Annotated in this window: 24 protein-coding genes; 18 read left to right on the forward strand and 6 right to left on the reverse strand. The window is 42.2% G+C overall.

All coding sequences use genetic code 11. From position 1 onward, the window contains the following. Positions 1-111 precede the first annotated feature (111 nt). Positions 112-924 carry a hypothetical protein gene (locus ACQRBJ_RS09040; protein WP_445303405.1) on the forward strand — a complete coding sequence of 271 codons (813 nt, stop codon included), beginning with the start codon at positions 112-114 and terminating at the stop codon, positions 922-924. Positions 925-1,421: 497 nt separating this feature from the next. Here the strand turns inward: ACQRBJ_RS09040 and ACQRBJ_RS09045 are convergent, their stop codons facing one another. Then, a complete protein-coding gene (locus ACQRBJ_RS09045; RefSeq protein ID WP_445303406.1) occupies positions 1,422-2,045 on the reverse strand; it encodes a vWA domain-containing protein in 624 nt (207 codons plus the stop codon). A gap of 190 nt (positions 2,046-2,235) precedes the next feature. Between ACQRBJ_RS09045 and ACQRBJ_RS09050 the strand changes: the two genes are divergently transcribed. The 6 genes from ACQRBJ_RS09050 to dnaK all read left to right on the forward strand — a co-directional run bounded on the left by ACQRBJ_RS09050 (position 2,236) and on the right by dnaK (position 9,702). After that, positions 2,236-3,825, forward strand: coding sequence for an ATP-binding protein (locus ACQRBJ_RS09050; RefSeq protein WP_294970351.1), 1,590 nt, complete (start codon positions 2,236-2,238; stop codon positions 3,823-3,825). Between the two features lie 57 nt (positions 3,826-3,882). After that, on the forward strand, positions 3,883-4,263 hold the full coding sequence (gene crcB / locus ACQRBJ_RS09055) for a fluoride efflux transporter CrcB (protein WP_445303407.1): 381 nt from the start codon (positions 3,883-3,885) through the stop codon (positions 4,261-4,263). Between the two features lie 270 nt (positions 4,264-4,533). After that, a complete protein-coding gene (locus tag ACQRBJ_RS09060) occupies positions 4,534-5,142 on the forward strand; it encodes a DUF6621 family protein (RefSeq protein WP_441935483.1) in 609 nt (202 codons plus the stop codon). A gap of 30 nt (positions 5,143-5,172) precedes the next feature. Next, positions 5,173-6,414, forward strand: a complete 1,242-nt coding sequence (locus tag ACQRBJ_RS09065) for a saccharopine dehydrogenase family protein (RefSeq protein ID WP_006848470.1) — start codon at positions 5,173-5,175, stop codon at positions 6,412-6,414. A 19-nt stretch (positions 6,415-6,433) separates the two neighbouring features. Then, positions 6,434-7,465 (forward strand): recombinase RecA, encoded by a 1,032-nt coding sequence (gene recA / locus ACQRBJ_RS09070; protein WP_445303408.1) that lies wholly within the window; start codon positions 6,434-6,436, stop codon positions 7,463-7,465. Between the two features lie 332 nt (positions 7,466-7,797). After that, on the forward strand, positions 7,798-9,702 hold the full coding sequence (gene dnaK, locus ACQRBJ_RS09075; protein ID WP_294970346.1) for a molecular chaperone DnaK: 1,905 nt from the start codon (positions 7,798-7,800) through the stop codon (positions 9,700-9,702). Between the two features lie 208 nt (positions 9,703-9,910). Here dnaK and ACQRBJ_RS09080 read toward each other — a convergent pair whose 3' ends face one another. Further along, positions 9,911-10,702 (reverse strand): DUF1828 domain-containing protein, encoded by a 792-nt coding sequence (locus ACQRBJ_RS09080; RefSeq protein ID WP_445303409.1) that lies wholly within the window; start codon positions 10,700-10,702, stop codon positions 9,911-9,913. Further along, entirely contained in the window at positions 10,699-11,244 is a 546-nt protein-coding gene (locus ACQRBJ_RS09085) for a DUF6978 family protein (protein WP_445303410.1), read from the reverse strand. The genes ACQRBJ_RS09080 and ACQRBJ_RS09085 overlap by 4 nt, the downstream gene beginning before the upstream one ends. A gap of 156 nt (positions 11,245-11,400) precedes the next feature. On the opposite strand from ACQRBJ_RS09085, the gene ACQRBJ_RS09090 reads away from it, so the two are divergent. Both ACQRBJ_RS09090 and ACQRBJ_RS09095 read left to right on the forward strand, forming a co-directional pair. Then, positions 11,401-11,805 carry a hypothetical protein gene (locus ACQRBJ_RS09090; protein WP_445303411.1) on the forward strand — a complete coding sequence of 135 codons (405 nt, stop codon included), beginning with the start codon at positions 11,401-11,403 and terminating at the stop codon, positions 11,803-11,805. A 441-nt stretch (positions 11,806-12,246) separates the two neighbouring features. Continuing rightward, positions 12,247-12,900, forward strand: coding sequence for a hypothetical protein (locus ACQRBJ_RS09095; RefSeq protein ID WP_445303412.1), 654 nt, complete (start codon positions 12,247-12,249; stop codon positions 12,898-12,900). 47 nt (positions 12,901-12,947) lie between these two features. Here ACQRBJ_RS09095 and ACQRBJ_RS09100 read toward each other — a convergent pair whose 3' ends face one another. The 3 genes from ACQRBJ_RS09100 to ACQRBJ_RS09110 form a co-directional block, all read right to left on the reverse strand. Beyond that, complete coding sequence (locus ACQRBJ_RS09100) at positions 12,948-13,397, reverse strand: N-acetylmuramoyl-L-alanine amidase (protein WP_441932856.1); 450 nt, start codon at positions 13,395-13,397, stop codon at positions 12,948-12,950. Positions 13,398-13,444: 47 nt separating this feature from the next. Then, positions 13,445-13,579: a smalltalk protein gene (locus ACQRBJ_RS09105; RefSeq protein WP_295347597.1), complete on the reverse strand. Its 135-nt coding sequence runs from the start codon at positions 13,577-13,579 to the stop codon at positions 13,445-13,447. Positions 13,580-13,671: 92 nt separating this feature from the next. Continuing rightward, positions 13,672-14,277 (reverse strand): HU family DNA-binding protein, encoded by a 606-nt coding sequence (locus tag ACQRBJ_RS09110; RefSeq protein ID WP_445303413.1) that lies wholly within the window; start codon positions 14,275-14,277, stop codon positions 13,672-13,674. Between the two features lie 321 nt (positions 14,278-14,598). Here ACQRBJ_RS09110 and ACQRBJ_RS09115 point away from each other — a divergent pair, with 321 nt between their 5' ends. From ACQRBJ_RS09115 to ACQRBJ_RS09155, 9 genes are all read left to right on the forward strand, one after another. Then, positions 14,599-15,030, forward strand: coding sequence for a hypothetical protein (locus tag ACQRBJ_RS09115; RefSeq protein ID WP_445303414.1), 432 nt, complete (start codon positions 14,599-14,601; stop codon positions 15,028-15,030). Between the two features lie 118 nt (positions 15,031-15,148). Beyond that, a complete protein-coding gene (locus ACQRBJ_RS09120) occupies positions 15,149-16,573 on the forward strand; it encodes a hypothetical protein (protein ID WP_445303415.1) in 1,425 nt (474 codons plus the stop codon). 273 nt (positions 16,574-16,846) lie between these two features. Continuing rightward, positions 16,847-17,440 carry a Panacea domain-containing protein gene (locus ACQRBJ_RS09125; protein WP_295347590.1) on the forward strand — a complete coding sequence of 198 codons (594 nt, stop codon included), beginning with the start codon at positions 16,847-16,849 and terminating at the stop codon, positions 17,438-17,440. Next, positions 17,431-17,652, forward strand: a complete 222-nt coding sequence (locus ACQRBJ_RS09130; RefSeq protein WP_445303416.1) for a hypothetical protein — start codon at positions 17,431-17,433, stop codon at positions 17,650-17,652. The genes ACQRBJ_RS09125 and ACQRBJ_RS09130 overlap by 10 nt, the downstream gene beginning before the upstream one ends. Positions 17,653-17,922: 270 nt before the next feature. Beyond that, positions 17,923-18,462 carry a hypothetical protein gene (locus ACQRBJ_RS09135; RefSeq protein ID WP_445303417.1) on the forward strand — a complete coding sequence of 180 codons (540 nt, stop codon included), beginning with the start codon at positions 17,923-17,925 and terminating at the stop codon, positions 18,460-18,462. 99 nt (positions 18,463-18,561) lie between these two features. Further along, positions 18,562-19,527 (forward strand): ORF6N domain-containing protein, encoded by a 966-nt coding sequence (locus ACQRBJ_RS09140; RefSeq protein WP_445303418.1) that lies wholly within the window; start codon positions 18,562-18,564, stop codon positions 19,525-19,527. 187 nt (positions 19,528-19,714) lie between these two features. Then, positions 19,715-20,203 carry a hypothetical protein gene (locus ACQRBJ_RS09145; protein WP_445303419.1) on the forward strand — a complete coding sequence of 163 codons (489 nt, stop codon included), beginning with the start codon at positions 19,715-19,717 and terminating at the stop codon, positions 20,201-20,203. 140 nt (positions 20,204-20,343) lie between these two features. Further along, entirely contained in the window at positions 20,344-21,396 is a 1,053-nt protein-coding gene (locus tag ACQRBJ_RS09150) for a DGQHR domain-containing protein (protein ID WP_445303420.1), read from the forward strand. Next, complete coding sequence (locus ACQRBJ_RS09155; protein ID WP_445303421.1) at positions 21,380-22,177, forward strand: hypothetical protein; 798 nt, start codon at positions 21,380-21,382, stop codon at positions 22,175-22,177. The genes ACQRBJ_RS09150 and ACQRBJ_RS09155 overlap by 17 nt, the downstream gene beginning before the upstream one ends. Positions 22,178-22,437: the final 260 nt, after the last annotated feature.

The raw sequence follows: 22,437 nt of genomic DNA on the forward strand, positions 1-22,437 counted from the left end.
GGCAGAGGATTCACATGTCACACAAAAAAATGTAACATGCAAAATAATGCCACAAAAATTTGGTGTTATCGAAGAAAAACCGTAATTTTGTGGCAATTAAAACAAGTAAATATGACGAATCATGATTTTTGGATGTCCATCAGTGACATAATCAATGAAGGATTTACATCTGAAGGTCTAGCAAAATTAGATGATTATGCAGAACAATTCAGTACTGGAAAGATCTTATATAAACGATTTTCACCGTCAGAACAGTATGGGTGCCGTGAAGGAGGTAGAATCCATGTTATTGCATCCTTACTCGCGGGAGCAGAAGTTGGCACAGATCAACTCTCTGCGCCAGAAGGCAGTTTCAAAAGAGAGCAGCAACTCGGAAAGATCCAAGAGAAGCGAATAGAAGATTGGGCGAAAGCTACTGGATTTTGGATAAGCAACACGGATGAAACCTATGAACAAACCTTAGGCGAAAAAATCGCTCAAGGCGGAGAAGCTGTGGTGTATGACAATGGCAATAAAGTATTAAAGGCTATCGGGTTAGATTATTTCATCCAGCCTATTTTGGCCTTAGATAGAATCACTTTGCACAATGCTTATTTCGAAGAAACAGAAATGAATGTATTGGGATTTGGCAGAAATACCAATAAAGATTTTATGGTGATAGTAGAACAACCTTTTATTCACGGCAAGATGATGGCAGATTCAGAGATTGCAACTTTCGTAGAACAAATGGGGTTTAAATCTATCAATCCTAAAAATTGGACCTTTGCAAATAAGGATATTTATCTTAGCGACATGCATGATGAGAATGTTCTTCTTTCTCCTAATGGGCATATTTGTGTAATAGATTGCGATATACGTATTAATATCCCAGAACTCAGGACAGGAGGAACACGTATTTTAACCAACGAAGTAGAATTTCAATAAGCCTAATTATGAGGGCTTAAATTACGTCATGCCTGATTAAGAACTTACTTGAGAGTAGGCAGAACGTCTTGGAAACTGCATCGGGATGTAGTAGACTGTACGTCGGGACGTATCCATTATTACGTCGGGACGTATCAGATGCTACGTCGGGACGTAATTTCTTCTACGTCGTCAGTCAAAATTGCAAAAAAGCGATTGAAAACGCCCAGCATTGAACCGGGGAAAAGTTTTTTTGTTCAATGCTTTCTTATTTTTATTCCCAAAATTCCTCTAAAACACCTATATTTCGCTGATTTTATGGCAATATATGGCAGATTATGGCAATTCTTGAAAAAAAACAATTATAATACAGCAGATAGAAAAACACTAATCCTTTTCAATATTCCATCTGTTGCAAAAACAAAAAGGGTGCGCCATTGCCTTATAACACACCCCTCATATTATAATTTAGTTTACTCACTTGCAGGTAATTCTCTGCTTATACTGAGGTCCATCCTTTATTTCTCCTCAAAGTAACTGCCTGCTTCCATCTTGCAATCCATCGCACGGCACTTGTTGTAGCGCTCTCGGGCTCTGTTTTCTCTGGCAAACATCGCCTTGGTGCCAGCCTCATCTTCTGAGAACTGCAAGTGGTTGTCGATGCCCATACCATGAGCTATGTTCTCCACATCAAGATCATCGGTGCCGATGAAGGTAAAGGTCCAGTTCTGCTTCTTCAGCTTCTCTATGAGGTTCTTGATCATCTTCAAATCATACTCCTCGCTGCAGTTCTCCTCACCATCCGTAATGATGGTTACCAATACGCAGTCATCCTCGGTGGTCAGGGCGTTGACCTTGGCTATACCCATGCCTATGGCATCATAAAGAGGGGTGCCGCCACATGGGTTGTAATCCCTTGATTTCAAAGGCTTAGTATGATGAGCAGACACATTATCATAAAACAGATTCTTGTGGGTGCTGTCGAAGGTGATAAGCGTTACCCGCTGCTCCATGTCCTTATGCGTCTTCTGCATTTTCTGAATCGTGGTCAGGGTCTCGTTGATACCCACCAGTGCCTGGCGCTCGATAATACTCATGCTGCCACTCTCATCCACTACCAAAAGATTGAATACTCGTTTCATAACTTGTTTCTCCTATTAATATTAATTGTTCAACATAATCTTATCTGTAAGAAGAGGAATCTTCCCTGCTTCTATTTATCCCTTTAAAGAAAGATTAGAGGGAAAAATTAAGAAAAGGTACATAAAAAATTTGCTTGTATCGTTATTTTTTGTAATTTTGCAGAAAATAAGAAACAAGAGTATGGGCAATATGAAATATCCGATAGGCATACAGAGCTTTGAGAAAATCATCACAGAAGGATATCTTTATATAGATAAGACTCAGATGATTTATGATATGGTAGAAAATGGCAAGATTTACTTTCTGAGTCGTCCCAGACGATTTGGAAAGTCACTTCTCGTATCTACACTGGAATGCTATTTCCAAGGAAGAAAAGAACTGTTCAAGGGCCTAGCCATTGATCATCTGGAAACCGACTGGAAACAATATGCGGTATTCCACCTTGATTTCAACGGCAAGGATTTCACACAAGCAGGTCAGCTGGAGAAGACGCTGATTGATTTCGTTGAATCGCAGGAAGCCATCTACGGCAAAGCCCCCTTTGCTTCCACCCTCGGCGACAGATTCATTGGCGTACTGAGAAATGCCCACGAAAAAACAGGACTTCGCGCCGTTGTCCTTATTGATGAATACGACAAGCCTCTGCTAGACGTATTGGATTCTACACTGAAAACAACCGATGCAGATGGCAACGAGCGGCTGTTGGAAGATAGGCATCGGGAAATTCTGAAAGGCTTCTACAGTGTATTCAAGGCTGCCGACAAAGACCTGCAATTCGTTCTGCTTACGGGAGTTACCAAGTTTTCGCAAGTAAGCGTATTCAGCGGTTTCAACCAACCCGAAGACATCAGCCTTTCTGCCCACTTCGATACGCTTCTCGGCATCACTGAAGACGAGTTGCAATCAACCTTTGCGCAGCAAATCACAGAAATGGCCGAGGAATATGATGTTTCAAAGGAAGATATGCTGATAAAACTGAAACGCCAGTTTGATGGTTACCATTTCAGCCGCAGGATGCGAGGCGTATATAATCCTTTCAGTATCTTGCGCGCCTTCAAGGAAATGCTCATCGATGACTATTGGTTCAAAACGGGTTCGCCCACCTATCTGGTTCGCCTGCTAGCTCATAGCGATGAAAACATCAACGAACTGGTGGGGAAATATTATCCCACCAAGGATTTCGACGATTACAAGGCCACCGTAGAGCGTCCTTTGCCAATGATATATCAAAGCGGATATCTGACTATCAAGGGATGGTCAAGGAATACCAATTCCTATCTGTTGGATTTTCCGAACGATGAAGTAAGAAGGGGATTCATCAGTTTGCTGGCTGCAGATTATCTGAAACCAAAGGTTTCACCAGATTCCTGGGTTCTACAGGTAATCGAAGCATTGGGAAAGGGAGAATGCAAAAAGCTGCATCAGCTGATGGTTTCTTTCTTTGCCAGCATCCCTTATTCCCAACGAAGAAAAGATGATGAACGTGAGAAGGAGCGTTATTTCCAATATACATTCTATCTGGTATTGAGGATGATCAGCTCCTATACCATCTTCATTGAAAAAGAACAGAGCGAAGGAAGAGTAGATTGCATCATAGAAACTCCTCTATACATTTATATATTTGAGTTTAAGAGGGATGGAAGCGCAAGAGAAGCACTCCAGCAAATCGAAGATATGGGATATGCTCGGGAATATTTATCAGATAAGAGAAAGATATTCAAGATAGGATGCAGTTTCTCATCAAAAACAGGAACAATAGATGATTGGGGAGAGAACTGAATCTCTCTCCGATTGCATTTTATAAATCACCTATTTATTATATAAGGAGATAAGGAGATGAAAGAAGTATTGATAGTAAGCATTGGCAGCTTCTTCGGAGGCGGCATGAGATATTGGGTATCGAAGATGGTGCAATCCTGCACGGTGATTGCCTTTCCGTTCGGAACCTTGGCGGTGAATGTGGCAGGATGCCTCATCATCGGGTTTCTCTCGGGATTGAACTGGCGGGAAGGGGGATGGATGTCGCCATCTGTCAAACTGCTGCTCACCACGGGATTCTGCGGAGGATACACTACCTTCTCTACCTTTATGAACGAGGGAGCAGGACTGATGAAAGAAGAGAATTACCTCTATATGATGCTCTATCTCTTCGGAAGTCTGGCGCTGGGACTCATCGCCGTGCTCACCGGACATTATCTGGCGAAGATTATCGCATAAAAGACTTCGGAGAGCAGAAAGAAGAAGAGCCCGGATTGCCGAGAAAGAAGACCGGAGAATAAAAAGAAGAAGAGCCTCGGATTATCACATAAAATACAGAAGATAGTATTCCATCAAATGAAGAAATGATGAAAATACTATCTTTTTTATTATTTTATATTTCCAAAATGCCTTAATTACGAAATTTATTCGTAAATTTGCAGAAATAATCTGCACTCGACAATTTGAAAGCAAGCTTTCATCATGCTCGTTTGCTTAATTTTTGCACCAATGAATACATTAGATACAAACAATATAAAATGGAGCGAGAATGTAATCATCGCTGACGCCGATTATATCGACCGAGTGGCTTTCGACCTGATAGTCAACTTCGAACGAATGATTAACCGTCGCATCCAACCAGCCGATATGGCACAATGGGCAGTCTGCATTGCCCTTGATGGAGGTCTGAGAGAGGGCGAGCACGAAACACAGGTTGTGCTTATCCACGACAAGCAGTCGATGGCGATGAAGAACTTCCGCCCTTCCAACTATGAGAAGGATCTGAACGCTCAGGCTTTCAAGGATGATAAGCTCGGAGAATTCATCATCTCTTCTTATCCTACAGAGGAGAAGATGGTAGGCAAGGATGACTTCCTCGTAGATGTGGCACGCACCGTATGCAACGCCAAGGAGGTGAAGCGAGTGATGGTAATCCCAAATTCTGAGGATGGAGATGCTTACGACCGACTCCGCGAGATACTCCGTAAGGTAGATGACGATGACAGGCGCATCACCCTCTTTGCCATGCAGCCCATGCCAGGCGGCAACTTCAGACAGGAGATTCTCGGTTATTCGCTCATGAATGCCCTGGGAATTTCGGCAAATGAGATAAAGTAAACATTAAACACTTAACATTAAAGATAAAAAATGAGTAGAGTACTTATGATTGGCGCAGGTGGCGTGGCTACCGTAGCTGCCTTCAAGATCGTCCAGAACCAGGACGTTTTCACCGAGTTTATGATTGCTAGCCGTCGCAAAGAAAAGTGCGATAAGCTAGTTAAGGATATCCACGCAAAAGGCTACAAGATGGATATTCAGACAGCTGAGGTGGATGCCGACGACGTTGAGCAGTTGAAGGCTCTCTTCAATAGCTATAAGCCAGAGCTTGTCATCAACCTCGCTTTGCCTTACCAGGATCTCACCATCATGGATGCCTGTCTGGCTTGCGGTTGCAACTACATGGATACCGCTAACTATGAGCCTAAGGACGAGGCTCACTTCGAGTACTCATGGCAGTGGGCTTACAAGGATAAGTTCGAGCAGGCAGGTCTCTGCGCTATCCTCGGCTGCGGTTTCGACCCAGGTGTATCCGGCATCTTCACCGCATACGCTGCCAAGCATCACTTCGATGAGATTGAGGTGCTCGACATCGTGGATTGCAATGCCGGTAACCATCACAAGGCTTTCGCAACCAACTTCAACCCTGAAATCAATATCCGCGAGATTACCCAGAAGGGACTCTGGTATAAGGATGGCGAATGGATTGAAACCGACCCACTCTCTATCCACAAGCCTCTCACCTACCCTAACATCGGCCCTCGCGAGAGCTATCTGATGCACCACGAAGAGTTGGAGAGCCTGGTAAAGAACTACCCTACCATCAAGGAAGCACGCTTCTGGATGACCTTCGGTCAGCAGTATCTCACCTACCTCGACTGCATTCAGAACCTCGGCATGAGCCGCATCGACGAAATCGAGTACGAGGCTCCATTGGCAGACGGTTCCGGCAAGACAGCCAAGGTGAAGATTGTTCCATTGCAGTTCCTCAAGGCCGTATTGCCTAACCCACAGGATCTCGGTGAGAACTATGATGGCGAAACATCTATCGGTTGCCGCATCCGTGGTAAGAAGGATGGCAAGGAGCGCACCTATTACGTATATAACAACTGCAAGCACCAGGAGGCTTACAACGAAACCGGTATGCAGGGTGTCAGCTACACCACCGGTGTGCCAGCCATGATTGGTGCCATGATGTTCCTCAAGGGCATCTGGAAGAAGCCAGGCGTCTGGAACGTAGAGGAGTTCGACCCAGATCCATTCATGGAGCAGCTCAACAAGCAGGGATTACCATGGCACGAAGTGTTTGATGGCGATTTGGAAATTGACTAAACTTTAAACTAAATAAGATATGGCAAAAGAAATGCAAGAGGGAAAATTGAATCCCAATGAAGGCAAGCTGAAAGCCCTTCAGGCAGCCATGGCTAAGATAGAAAAGGACTTCGGTAAGGGCTCTATCATGAAACTCGGCGATGAGCACGTTGAGAATATCGAAGTTATCCCTACAGGCAGTATCGCTCTCGACAATGCACTGGGCGTAGGCGGTTATCCTAAGGGTCGTATCATCGAAATTTATGGTCCGGAATCTTCCGGTAAAACAACATTGGCTATCCATGCCATCGCAGAGGCTCAGAAGGCTGGCGGTATCGCTGCTTTCATTGATGCTGAGCACGCTTTCGACCGTTTCTATGCGGCTAAATTGGGCGTTGATGTTGATAACTTGTGGATTTCACAACCAGATAACGGTGAGCAGGCGTTGCAGATTGCAGACCAGCTGATCAGTTCTGCTGCTGTAGACATCGTAGTTGTTGACTCTGTAGCCGCCTTGACTCCTAAGAAGGAAATCGAAGGCGATATGGGTGACAATGTGGTAGGTCTTCAGGCTCGATTGATGAGTCAGGCACTCCGCAAGCTCACTTCTACCATCAGCAAGACCAACACTACCTGTATCTTCATCAACCAGTTGCGCGAAAAGATTGGTGTTATGTTCGGCAACCCTGAAACAACAACAGGTGGTAACGCTTTGAAATTCTATGCATCTGTTCGCCTGGACATTCGCAAGGCAACAGCTATCAAGGATGGCGATGAGGTAGTAGGTAATCAGGTTCGCGTAAAGGTTGTGAAGAACAAGGTGGCTCCTCCTTTCCGCAAGGCTGAGTTCGACATCATGTTTGGCGAAGGCATCAGCCGTGCCGGTGAGGTATTCGGTCTGGCAGTAGCCAACGACATCATCGAAAAGAGCGGCAGCTGGTATAGCTATGGCGGTTCTAAACTCGGACAGGGTGCCGATGCCTGCAAGGCATTGCTCAAGGATAACCCTGAGCTTCTCGATGAACTGGAGACTAAGGTTCGCGAAGCACTTTCTGCCAAGGAGCAGAAATAACGCCAGATAAGGTTTTACACCTTATTATATATAGGAGTTTTATCTGAAAAGAAAGATTTCTCAATCATATTACAGGAATCAAGATAGGGAGAATGCGACATTTTATCGCCTCCTATATCTTGATTCCTTTTATTTTGTCAGCATCATCTGACACCTTGTCAGCCACCTTGAACTAAAATTCCCTTGGCACATGCTTTGTTATTAAGGAAAGCGTGAACGCTGAGTTCAGGAGGTTCCCGACAGATGCATATCTTCGGCAGACTTCCCCGAAGGCAGCGATTCATGAGATAAATAACATATTAATAACGAAAAAATAAAAAAAAGATATAATCATGGGAAAAGTAATTGGAATTGACTTGGGTACCACAAACAGTTGTGTTGCCGTTTTCGAAGGTAGCGAACCAGTTGTAATCGCTAACAGTGAAGGTAAGCGTACTACTCCATCAGTAGTAGGTTTCGTTAAGGATGGTGACCGCAAGGTAGGTGATCCTGCTAAGCGTCAGGCCATCACAAACCCTAAGAACACAGTATATTCTATCAAGCGTTTCATGGGTGAGACATACGCTCAGAGCCAGAAAGAGGCTGAGGCAATGCCTTATACAGTAGTAAACGAGGGTGGTTATCCACGTGTTGAAATCGAGGGTCGCAAGTATACTCCACAGGAGATTTCTGCAATGGTTCTCCAGAAGATGAAGAAGACTGCAGAGGATTATCTCGGACAGGAGGTTACAGATGCTGTTATCACAGTTCCTGCTTACTTCTCTGACTCACAGCGTCAGGCTACTAAGGAGGCAGGTCAGATTGCAGGTTTGAACGTTCAGCGTATCGTAAATGAGCCTACAGCCGCAGCTTTGGCTTACGGTGTCGACAAGGCTAACAAGGATATGAAGATTGCCGTATTCGACTTGGGTGGTGGTACATTCGATATCTCTATCCTGGAGTTCGGTGGCGGCGTATTCGAGGTACTTTCTACCAATGGTGATACTCACCTGGGTGGTGATGACTTCGACCAGGTAATCATCAACTGGTTGGCTGATGGCTTCAAGGCAGAGGAAGGCGTAGATCTCCGCAAGGACCCTATGGCTATGCAGCGTTTGAAGGAAGCAGCTGAAAAGGCTAAGATTGAGTTGTCTAGCTCTACATCTACAGAAATCAACTTGCCTTATATCACAGCCGTTGACGGTATGCCAAAGCACTTGGTTAAGACTTTGACCCGTGCACAGTTCGAGCAGTTGGCTCACAACCTGATTCAGGCTTGCCTGGTACCTTGCCAGAATGCCGTTCGTGACGCTAAGCTCTCTACATCAGATATCGACGAGGTTATCCTGGTAGGTGGTTCAAGCCGTATCCCAGCCGTTCAGACACTCGTTAAGAACTACTTCGGCAAGGAGCCTTCTAAGGGCGTAAACCCTGATGAGGTAGTAGCAGTAGGTGCAGCTATCCAGGGTGCCATCCTGAACAAGGAAGAGGGTGTTGGCGACATCGTATTGCTCGACGTTACTCCATTGACTCTCGGTATCGAGACTATGGGTGGTGTAATGACCAAGCTCATCGATGCTAACTCTACCATCCCTTGCAAGAAGAGCGAGGTATTCTCTACAGCAGCTGATAACCAGACAGAGGTTACCATCCACGTATTGCAGGGTGAGCGTCCAATGGCAGCTCAGAACAAGAGCATCGGTCAGTTCAACCTGACAGGTATTGCTCCAGCTCGCCGTGGTGTTCCTCAGATTGAGGTTACCTTCGATATCGATGCCAACGGTATCTTGAACGTATCAGCTAAGGATAAGGCTACCGGTAAGGAGCAGAGCATCCGCATCGAGGCTTCATCTGGCTTGAGCGAGGACGAGATCAACCGCATGAAGGCTGAGGCAGAGCAGAACGCTGCTGCTGATAAGGCTGAGCGCGAGAAGATTGACAAGATGAACCAGGCAGACAGCATGATCTTCACCACCGAGAACTTCCTTAAGGATAACGGTGATAAGATTCCTGCAGACAAGAAGCCAGGCATCGAGCAGGCATTGCAGCAGTTGAAGGATGCTCACAAGGCAGGTGATGTTGCAGCCATCGATTCTGCTATCAACAACTTGAACACCGTCATGCAGGCTGCTTCTCAGCAGATGTATCAGGGCGGCCAGCAGGCAGGTCCTCAGGGTGCTCAGGGCGGTCAGCAGGCACAAGGCGGCAACAATGGCGCCCAGGATGTTCAGGACGCTGACTTCGAGGAGGTTAAGTAAAGTCAATAAAATGACATAGAAACAAAATAAATATTATCGGGAAAGCCGTGTAACTCAATGAGTTGCACGGCTTTTTCTATTTCTTAACATCAGAAATCCATACCACAAAGGCTGCATGGGACACAAGGATATATCCATAGTGCATGCAGAAGCCATAGGAGTACAGGAGACAGTATGCATATTTGAGAGATTTATGGATATGCTTACGTCAAGCCACTAAATCCTTAAACAATTTAATAGTTTCTGGAGAATCCTTTTGGCTCCAAGGTACATATCCACAGCCATATGTTTTAAGAGCCTCAATATATTCCGGTTTCAACTTTATGGCCAAATCATTAACGATAGCTAAGCTACTTACTTTTTTTCCTGTTTGTTCCTCACGAACCGGTTTAATGTCATTCCAAGTGAAGAGGAAGTTTGGAACATTGATTTTATTCAAAGAATTAAATGACTTAACAACAGTTTCCTTTTTTCTTCCAGCAAACTGAAAATCAAAAGTAAATTCGATGCCTGTACTTCCTTTAGTTATGAACTGAGGCGTGTAAACAAGATCATGTTTATCGAAAAAGCTTTTTACATCTTCTTTGAATATTGTTGCCACATTGTTTTGTGCCAGCACTTCCATTTCAGAGATTTCCAACATTGCACAGAGCAAACCATGTTTCTTTTGTGAGAAATTCTCAATAGTTGCCACAGTGCGAAGTTCATTATCTTCTAGCGATACACCATAATTTCGAAGAATGTAATCAACCCATTCTTTTCTTTTTGCGGAGCGACTAATATTTACACCTAATTGGTTTAGGTTTTCAAAAGTAACTCCATCATCACTCATCTCGATTTCGTCTCCGTTTTTTCGGAGGTAAATTTCGAGAGGATCATTGTAGGCACCCAAGAACGGAGTGGACATGACACTCCATCCTGTGGTTTCATCAGTGCGAACCTTCGCACGTTCACGTAACCACTTGTAGTAGTCTGTAATACTGTCTTCTATCCAACTCATATTAAACTTTGTTGTGCCATAATTGGCGTTGTTATATTTATGTATTTAGCAAAACATTGAATAGCTGAACATGCATCAATATGATTCTGCTCGTCAACTATAGCCTTTACGCTATAATTTATTTCATTCAAAGGAACTGCCCATTGTAAGTTTTTATACCCTGCAATATTAAAATGAGCATGAGGACCAGAGATTTCCTTTCCTGCAAAACGTTTAAGTTCGTCTGGAACATCCACGGTTGCTATTGCAGGATTTGGATGAATCGAATCATTGGAAACATAATCCACACGAAATATCCCCACATGTGAATCTTTCTCTAAGACATGCAGACTCAACTTAATTAATTCTTTGGAACTTCTGTTGATTGTCCATGAAAACAAGAATTCTTCATCATATGAACGTAATGTAATATTTTCATGTAAACCGGGTATACAGTCTATTTGTTTAGATGCACAGACAGTCTTACCATCACCCTCCAAAATAACTTTGGGAGTGCTGATTAAATCCATTGCTTGCTTAAAAGTAAATTCCGTTACTGCCATAATTCATCTATTGTTATATTACACGTACTCGACCTTGCAAAAATAATAATTATTTTTGAGATAACAATAACAGATGCCTAATATTTATAATTAATTAAGGGCAAAGTGAAAGATTACGTATTGTTATCTTTTCAAGAACCGACAAAAGTTAGTATTATGGCAACAGTAAAAGTAAAATTCAGAGCATCCTCGGTGCCAGGAAAGGAAGGCACATTGTATTATCACCTCATCCAGTCACAGATAGATTGGAAGATGAAGCAGATGCAGTGCATTGGTACCAGGAATAACTACGCCAATGCCGCCAAACGAGCCATTACTGTAAAGGATATTCGCAAGATAGAAAAGTTGGACTTGCCAAGAGGATCATCCCTTGACAAGACACGAGACCTGTTCCTGCTCAGCTTCTATCTCCGAGGCATGGCATTCGTAGATATGGCGTTCTTGAAGAAGACAGACCTGAAATGTGATTTGGTGAGTTATAACCGCCGCAAGACCCACCAGAATATCAATATCGAGTGGATGAAACCGATGCAAGCCATCATCGACAAATCGGAAAGATGATAGGCTTGAAGATACCATTGAAGTGTATACCTTTGTAAAGGAACTATCATAAATTCACCCGCAAAACCACTTTGTGGAAATGTTTAGCAAACTTCGCCCATTCTTATTAGGAATGATATAACTAATTGCAAAAATACTAATTTTCCCTGAAATATCTGTCAAATTTAATTATTTTTTTGTATATAACTCCCAAAATATACTACAAATGTTTAGCTAATCGGCATTATATGCTTCCTCTAAATTGCGGATTTTCGTTTGTTTCCGAATGCTTTGCTCATTCCTAATAAGAATGAGCAACGAATGTAAAAAAATAAGCATGTGCAAGATTATATCGGCTAATGCTCATAAGATATTAAGATTATGCATAATTACATAAAAGAAGCTAGGCTTCCTCAATCATCATGTATGGTTGTAGCCAAGAACATAAAGTAGAACGAGAATATGACGCAGGATTGCTTGAATTCACCTTCTACAGCCGACGTAAGCAAGCGCTTACCAAAGGGCATCAACATTACTGGGGCTGATAAAAAATCGGATCCAGGTATAGAAGGAATGCCTTGGGGTTATCTGTTTATCCATAACAAGACAGCCCAGGTTTTTGAAAAAGAAATGGAAACCTATAATAAGAAAAATCCCAATTCTTCCCATGCTTGTTTTATCCATCGTTCTTACACATACAGACAAAAGAACGAGAACGGAGGAGTAAAGAAAGAATTGAAGCCAACCATTAGCGGACTTGTCTTCTTGCAGGGCGAAACTGGCGACCTGCAAGATTTTCTAAGAGCATATTACCCACAATACCATTTAGTAAATGACAGATGCAAGGGTGTACCTGCATCTATTAGCAATCAGGTGATGCAACCTTTCATGACTGTCCTGAAAGACAATCCTGAGAGAGTGACCTTTCTTAGAGACCCATTCGAGAAATTTGCCAAAGACCATGTAAAACTACGTGTGAAAACAGGCATTTTCAAAGGATGCGAGGGATACATCGTCCGTATCGACCGTGACCGTCAGCTCGTCTTTGACTTCGGAGGCTACGCTGTAGCCATTCGTGGATTATACAAAGAGGACTTTGCAGTGGTAGAAGAATAAGGCATGGACTTGATGATAACGTATATCACCAAGTCCACGAACACTAATCACAACTCTTCTATCCACCCGAATACGGCATGGGTATCAAGACAAGGACATTCCTTAGGTGTAGTACCCGGCAAGTCACGATGCCCCACAATCTTCGCTTTCGGAAAGAGCTTGTGCAGATTGATGAGCAAATCAGCGATTCGCTCCTCCTGCTCTTTGGTGAGCGTATTGGCAGGTTTGCCATGCTCGTCCAGTCCACCCTCATAGCAGATGCCGATACTGCATCTATTATAAGGTACACAATGAGCACCCACTTCCAGCAACATTCTGTGCTGCGTCTTCTTACCATCCTTTCGGATATAGAAGTGATAACCAATGCCACGGAAGTGGCGAGCCAGATGGTCACGGAGCAACATTTCCTCCGTATAGTCTCGGTCACATCTCGTAGCCGAGCAGTGAATAACGAGGTATTTCACCTCCTCTTCCGTCATCATTTGAAGTCTTCTCATGATATTTATACATTATAAATTATACATTGTACATTATAAATTATCCATTATAAAATGTTTGCGCACGAGCTTACTCCCAGTGCCGTCAGGGCAGCGATGATAGCTTGAACGACAGCATTCACGATTTGAATCCAAGAAATCTTCTTGATTCCCGAATTTTGATTTTCATTGAGATTGATCATAATAGTAAATGAAATTAAAGATGAAACATCAGTTAGATAGCAAAGAGGTGGCTGCACCCAGCCCTAAGCTGGGCACAGCCGATGGATTACTCCTACATTCCTACATCCTCTCCGTCAGGGTTGCTGCCGCCACCAGAAGTGCTGCCGCCACCAGAAGTGTTGTCACCACCAGGGTTTGGTGTATCACCACCATCGCCAGATGGCTTGTTGCCACCGTCACCCTCGTCCTTGGTAGGCTTCTTCTTCGCAGCCTCCAGGTCAACGGTACTCTCGTTCGCCTTTTCAGCCTTAAGCAAGGCAGCTTGACCAGCACGGCTTGCCACGAGTTTGAACTCAGCTTTATCAACAAGGTTCTCAAAGTCCACACCAGGGTTGAACTTGATGTTCACCGACTTGATGTTTTCCTCGGTAAACTTCTCCAGCGACTCCGCACCCTCACAGTTGATGGAAATGCTAAAGACACCAAACTCACCGAGTTTAATCTTGTTGCCGTTGAGCAGTTGCTCTACAATGCAGTCGCACATGTCCGACAGGATGGCTTTCACCATACCTCGGCTGTAGCCAGCGTTGTGTGAAGCAATGTGCTTGCAAAACTTGTTCAAGTCCCAGATTTCACGAACTTGGTTCTTGGCATAAGCCTTTTGCGGCTCCTCTGGTTTGATAGGATTACCCATCATGTAAATAGAATACTCAATCATAATCGATTCCTTTCTTTTAAATTGTTAATACTAAGTGAAGATAGACTTTGCGCATCATCTATGTGTATCAAGGGATTTGTAATCCCGTCTGATTTACGGTTGCAAAGATACAACATCCGCAGTCCGAAAACAATTCCGTTGAAAGGCATTGAAAAACGTTGAATATCTATTGAAAAAGGTTAAGAAAATCAATAAGAAATCATAGCCAGCAAGTCATTTTTTACCCTTTTACCTTTTTACCCTTTTACCTTTTTACCCTTTTACCTTTTTACTCTTTTACTTTTTTACCTTTTTACCCTTTTACTTTTTTACCTTTTTCCGATGTCAGATGTAACTTTCAACATATACGGAGGCAATAACCAAATCCTCCCCAACGCTACAAAGGCAGAGCAAAACTTCTATGGCGACCAGTTCGCAGAGAAGACGCTTGCCAAGGATGGCGAAGCATCTCAACCTCTCACCGAGGAAGAACAGGCTTTGTCTATATATATAAATAAGGTGGAATCCTTGCGAGGCTACATCACCCTCCTTCGCTCCTGCAAGACAGCGAGAGACCTGGGCGAGGTGGTGGCAACCATGCGACAGCAAGAGCCTACCCTTACCGATGAGCTGATAGTGAAGCAGAGTTTCATTTCCCTTCTCCTTCCCTTCGTGCCGAAATGGGAGAAAGGACAGACCATCGACAACATCCGGGTGGCAATCAATACTGCCTGGACGGTCCGCAAAAAGACCATCCGTCAAGCAGGTCGCTAAAACACCCCCCAAAAAGTATCTTAAGATACATGGGCAAGTATCCTAAGATACTTCGCCAAGTATCCTAAGATACTTTGGAAAGTATCCTAACCCTCTTTCTAACATTCAAATTTTGAAAATGGCAGATACATCATTTGATATCAACAACGGAGCCAATCAAATTGCTCCCAAGGCAAAGACTCAGAACCAATATTTCTTTGGTGAGGAATTCGCTCGCAAAATATTGGGAAGCAAGGATAAGCCACTTAGTCTGGTAGTGCTCGGTGCTGGAGTGGATGCCACAATAGGCTTGCCGACATCAGCCGACCTTATACCTCGCATTGTCGATTTCTTGGAAACCGACGAAGGCAAGACGCTTGATGCCATTTTGCGCAAGGCAATAGGCAGAGTACATTTCCATTTCGACAAGTTTGTGAGTACAGCCATCGACCGTTTGGCAAAGGACTTGGACAGGGAGATTGTTTCCATTTGCCATAATATCAACGACGAACTTGCCAACAACGCAAACCTTGATGAGTCACAACGCAAGTTGGGTATGCTTATCGTTCGCCTTTTCAAAAAGGTGTTGGACTTCAAGAAAGGAGCAGAGATTGATGCCGAGACGATGAACTTGATAGAAGAGGTGTTTGATACGGTTGTAAAAGATGACAGCATCATAGATTTAAGCCATCTCAACTATACCGACACATTCAAGAACATCATCGTAGAGATACTTCAGAAAAGCATCCATGAGTCGAACAATCCCATCTTGCGCCATATCTATAAAAATATGCTCGATATAGAACAATTGCTCGCAGGGTATTTCTATGGATTTTATACGGGGCAAAACAGTTATATCCGCGACTATCTATACATATCCTGGATTCTATGGGCATACTTGGTAAGCGAGGAGCAGCGAAAGGCGCAGGAGAATGTGGCTGTAGAGAACAAAGACAACCACACTATTTACGACCAATTGGATGGAAAAGACTGCCAAGTCATCACGTTCAACTATACATCGTATGCTTCCCAAGCCTCTCCGACTGCTCTCTATTTCCATGGCTCACTCAAAGAGTATGTAGATGTAGAGAACAAGAACGATTTTCTGCATGATGATTTAACGACCATTGATTTAGAAGATTTTTTCAAGAATCAACTTGCAGCCGAGATAAGTTTTGATCCAGACCACAAGTCTATACCCATCCCATCATTCTTGCCACCATTAAAGTTGCGCCCTGTCATATCCAAGCATTACATTGATACATGGTATCATGCTTCTCAGATGGTGCTGCGTGCAAGTAAGATCATCATTCTTGGCTATTCATTCTCTTCAGCCGACAACTATTTCTGTGATATGTTGCGAGAGAACCACGATGCACAAATCATCATTATCGACAAGAACATGGAAATAGCAAGTCGCAATGTGTGTCGTTGCCTCCAGTTGGATGCCAATCGCTACACCAAGCAAATAAAGGATGGGCATGAGATACGTAAATACAACAATCGAGTGACGATTATTGGAGCAGACTTGTCGGATGTGGATTTGGATGATGTGGAACTTTAGAATAACCTCCTCATTCGAGTGACGACTAGTGCAGAGCGATATTGCAATGAGGAACAAAATAAAATTAAACACCATCGTATTCCGCACAACTCAAAAGATCTGCGTCATCAGCGAAATCCGCGTGCCCTTAATCCCCCAGACCGCACGGGTTTAAGATATCTGTGTTAATCTGTGCAATCTGTGGGACATTAGAGCACAAAGCAAAAACTCCCCTAAAAATTTGGTAGTTTCAAAGAAAACCCTTATATTTGCAGGAAAAAAGGAGATACAATAATGAAGACAATAGATCAGATTTTGAAAATAAAGGCAGTAGTGCTTTACATACTGAAAGCATTCCCTGAAGGAGTTGATTATATTCATCTCTTTAAGGTCATGTATTTTGCGCAGCAAGATCTGTTGAAAGAGTATGGATTGCCAATCATTTACGATACCTTTGTAGCAAGAAAGCATGGTCCTGTACCAGCTTTAACCTATAAGGTGTTGCGTGGTATTGAAGGCAAGGCAGACCTTTCTTCGCCAGAATTGAAGGATTTTGCAAATTCATTGAATATAGCTATCTCTCAGGATGGTCATCAGCTTGTTCTTGCTTCCAAAAATGCGGAATGCGATATGGATGAACTATCTGTAGCTGATGTGAAGATGTTGGATAAATGGATTGAAAAGTGCAAGGATGTAGAATCCTTTGACCTATCTGATAAGTCCCATGAAGACAGAGCTTGGAAACGTGCAAAACGTCAGGCGGACAAGACAGGTGAGGACACCAAGATAACCATGTATGATATGGCAGCTGCGGCAGGAGCAAGCAAAGATATGCTATGTGTAATTCGTGACCGCCAATCAGTTCAAAAAGCATTATCATGGATTTAAGGGAGTTGCAGAAATCCTATCTTGATAATCTTCGTAAGGTTACCGAAGATAAATTAGAAATAGGTTCGTTGGTACGAACAGTTATTTCAATAGAAGAAGGCTTGGTCTTCAAGGATGGAAGGAAGCAGAAACCAAAGAAGTTAGTTCCATTTTGGAACATACTGCCTCTGATGGGTACCTCCCCAGATGTAATCCTATCAAAAGTAGAATAAAACAATATTCCTCATTCGAGCGACGACCAGTGCAGAGCGATACTGCAATGAGGAACAAAATAAAATTAAACACCATCGTATTCCGCACAACTCAAAAGATCTGCGTCATCAGCGAAATCCGCGTGCCCTTAATCCCCCAGACCGCACGGGTTTAAGATATCTGTGTTAATCTGTGCAATCTGTGGGACTTAAAAAGAATAAACTCCTCATTCGAGCGGCGACAAGTGCAGAGCGATACTGCAATGAGGAAAATAAAATAGCAATATACCAATGAACAAAGAAGAAAGAAATTCCTTCCGAAAGGAAATGCTCGGTAAGTTAGAAGAACAATGGGCTAAGAGTAATAGCCCTAAAGACGACCTCTTCTATTACCACCCTTCAGAAGACAAAATAGTCCTATCCCATGCCCTGTTCTGGGTGATGACCCAAAACATAAAAGGTAAGGTAGGTAAGGAAAAGTACTTATTGCTTCTTCGTCAATACCAAGAAGAGATGCTTGAAGCCTGGCTTACGGAATCAGAAGATTTCAAAGACCTCTTACACTATTGCAATGTCATCTATAATACTCTTCCCATGATACTAAGAGGTGTCTATAATTTCAGCATAGACAAGGACGCACGCCGTCTTGGTGCTATCTGTGTAGTAGCAGGTGGTTATGGTGGGGACATGAAAGAAGAGAAAGCCAATGAGTTGCTAGATGACATCGACTTCTATTACAATAAGGTGAAGTGTCGCAAGATAGAGCAGATGCTTCCGACCTTAAATAAATTAGTAGTTGCAGAACAACAGTCTTGGATGGGTTCAATGTAGATTCCTTTCTTCTACGCAAGATTTTTTGAAAATCTCTTGGTTGTTCCGAAATAAAGTTGTATCTTTGCTTTCTATAAAAATAAAGTAGAATAATAGCATATGTCTAAAGATAATAACAACTTAACAATATTGTCAGGGCAATCAGTACTCTTGCCTTCTCAAAATGAAATTCAAAGGAGAATATATTCTATTCGTGGCGTGCAGGTGATGCTTGATCGTGACCTCGCCCAGCTCTACCAAGTTGAGACAAAAGTTCTTAATCAGGCAGTAAAGCGTAACATGAAGCGCTTTCCTGATTATTATATGTTTCGTTTGACAGAAGAGGAATGGAATAATTGGAAGTCACAATTTGTGACCTCCAATTATATGAGTGAAAATGAAATTCAGGCTATAAAGATGGGAGTCAGACGTCCTCCTTTTGCTTTTACTGAACAAGGTGTAAGCCAATTGTCATCCGTATTGAAAAGTGACCGTGCTATTGAGACAAGCATTCGCATAATCGATGTTTTTGTTGCCATGCGCAAATTTATCTTCTCTAATGCAGGATTATTTCAGAGAATAGAGTCGCTTGAAGCATTTCGTATAGAAACTAAACGAGGCTTGAAAAATATAGATGCTCGTTTTGATCAGATTATGAGTCGTCTAGATGATGGTTCGCTTAAGCAAAAATTGGGGATTTTCTTTGATGGACAAATGTTTGATGCCTTTGTCTTGGTAGAGGAGCTAATCCAAAAGGCTAAACGTAGGATCGTTCTAATTGATGACTATATAACAGCTTCTCTCTTGGATCGTTTTCATAAGCGTAATACAGGCGTAACTTTAGATTGTTATGTGAAAAGTCGATTTGCAACACCTGCTTTATGTGATGCTATAGCAAATTATAACACCCAGTATCCTTTAGAGCCGACAAGACTTCATACCTTTGAGCGTTCACATGATCGTTGGCTTATTATAGACGATATCGTTTATCATTTTGGTGCATCTCTAAAAGATTTAGGCAAGCGTTGGTTTTCTGTCGATATTGTAACAGAACATACAGCAGATGATTTTATTTCGCGCCTGTAAAAGGCAGAATGTTTAAAAAACATCCCCATTCGAGTGGCGACAAGCGCAGAGCGATACTGCAATGGGGAACAATACTACGGCGGGTTACCCGCCCATCTTACGCAAAGAAAAATAAGCGTTTTACGATTGTCGCTTTACAATCCAAACAATCGTACTGCTTCTACATTTTATAATACTCAATCAAGTTATGATTAATTTAAGAATCACTGGTCTTTACAACAGAGGCCAACAGGATGAGTACGTCGAATTGGAAGCAGCGGCACGTTGCGACCTCGAAGGACTCATGCTCGTACGTTACCTCTACAATGCGGAAGGCTTCCCTATTTATAGCCAGGCCCGCCTCTATGAGTTTCCCGATACGAATCTTCGCAAGGGAAACCGAGTTCGCCTCTATTCGGGTTTCACCAAAGAGAAGAAAGTTCGTACTCCAGAAGGAGTAACCTACAACTTCTCTTGGACCCTCGATACTCCAATATGGGACGGCAACCATGTAGAGTGTTACATCATGAGTCCAGACGAGCGAATCGGTTATGCTCCATGCGATCCGATAGAAGACCATGAGTCTCCTGCCGAGCGTGGTGATTTCGAAGGTCTCCACAAGCACATGCAGGAAAAGGGCGAGATAGGAACCGCCAAGCCTTCAAAGAAGGCAAAGAAAAGCAAGAAGAGTAAGTAACGTACCGCTCACCTCCCTGCGCCAAAGGCGTGGGGAGGTACTTAAAGTTTTCTTTAATAACAATTTTCATAAAACTGATAGGTGTAACTACTTGTAGTATAGTGGGGACGCTGTATTGGTGACATATAAAAATAACAAATATGGATAGTAATAATTTCATAAGTATGCCAATGCTTCCAATTAAAATGGGAGAAATTGATGCTTTTGTGTTTATGATGAAGGTCAAAGATCTTGATTATATTCAATATGTAGCACGGCGAGGGTTAGATAATGAAAAAGGAGCTGTTCAAAGAATGTTAAGTGTTGTTCGACTCAAATCGATAGAGGAATATGTGTTGTCTGGTAATATTTTCTATACTCCTTTTCTTATAAATTGGACAAATGAAGATGCTAGTATTGTCCCAGAAAACAATGCAATCAAAATACCTTTAGTTGCTGCTTCTGCTCAAATCCTTGATGGTCAACATAGAATGGCAGGACTGGAACGAGCAATGAAGAAGGATGAAACGATAGGAGAAAAGGATATCTTAGTAATAATGACAAATAACTTAGAAACTGAAGCAGCAGCTAAGATATTCTTGAATATAAATACTGAGCAGAGACCGGTTCAAAAAAGTTTGATTTATGATCTTTTTGGTATAATAAAACAGAATGATCCGGATATGCCTATAGTGAGGGCTAATGATATCGTCTACTATTTGAATGACGAGAAAGAATCCCCTTATTATAAATTGATTAAGATTCCTGGAACTCCTCGTGGAGCTGGATGTGTAGATATGTCTACTATTGTTTCTGTATTGAAAGACAGATTAACAGAAAATGGGGTTTTTGCAAGATATAGATTAATGAGTTTAGAAAGTCAGCGCGCTACCATTTTAAATTATTTCAAAGCTTTGAAAAAATGGTATGATGAAGAAGGTATTTGGACCAATAAGTCTAGAAATCCATTTTTAATGAATGCTGGATTTTATGCAGCAATTGACGTCTTATGTAATTTAGTGATACCAAAATGTGCAGAGCGTAGTGATTTTAAGGTTGATACAATTTATGACATACTTAATTTAAATGATTATATCTTAACTAGATACGACATTAAAAATTATGATGGTAAAACTCAGCGTAAGGTAATATATGAGTATTTAGAAACATGTATCAATAAAGTTCTTCCTGAAGAAAATGAGTATGCTTTTTAAGCGACGTGATTTACAGATAGCTTGCGAAGTTTTAGCAAGAACGCAACAAGGACTTCCTCCAGAATCTAATGATTATAAGTTTAAAGGAGAACTAGAAGTAACATTAGAAGAATTGGAGAATTTAAAAGAATGCCAAAAACGTGATTCTGTGTCCTTCTATTTTAATTCTTTGTTTTCCTTTTTGCAAGCTTTAAAGTCTATTAAGGAGAAAAGTTATTCTTGGGCAACAGTTCAATTATATTATTCTGTTTTTTATTCATGTAAGGCAATTCTTGGTTTTGACCAAATTGGTATCATTAGGAAGAATGGTTTAAATAAATTGGAGATAAAAGTCGGTGAAAAGGCCAAAGGATTAAAACAAGATAATGATCATAAACAGACTATAAAATGTTTCACGATCACTTATCCTGATTCTTTTATCCTTTCTAATAATATAGGTGAGCAAACATTTTTTGAGTGGATACAAGATGCAAGAGAGATAACAAATTATAGACAACAAGTTTTTCTCGAACCTCGAGTTCATCGCTTTCTTCAAACAATTATCGATAGAATCAAAAAAGGTGGAAGTTATCTAGACTTGTTAAATCTATATTCAGCAAATTGGGCAATTTATTGCTTTCAGGAAGAGAGTGCTTTAATAGCTGGACCTTATTATTTACTTACTGAAGTTTTTCTTAAGTACAAAAGTCAAAGTGAGAGAATAACTGCACCTGAGAAAAAAGAAATTATAACATTGTTAAAGACATTGAAGTTGAATGATTTGAAAGCTTTGATAATTTGACAACTTATGTTTTATGCCGAAAATCCCAATGTCTCGGTAATAGGGTACGCTTTAGAACTCGCAATTATCTCTTTTCCCAGGCGGTCCCATCCCGCACAACCTGGCGTAGACCTTTGATGGTCCGCCAACCTTATAGCATAGCGGTTCTGAGCACCAGAGGGCGGTTACATCCTCTCGTCCCTGAGGGAAGAGAGGCTTGGAGAGAAAGGTGGAGCCTTCCTTAACGGTAAGGAAGGACGGGTAGGTTTTCGAAAAATGCC

It is taken from the genome of Prevotella sp. SGI.167 (assembly GCF_050313615.1).
GTDB lineage: Bacteria > Bacteroidota > Bacteroidia > Bacteroidales > Bacteroidaceae > Prevotella.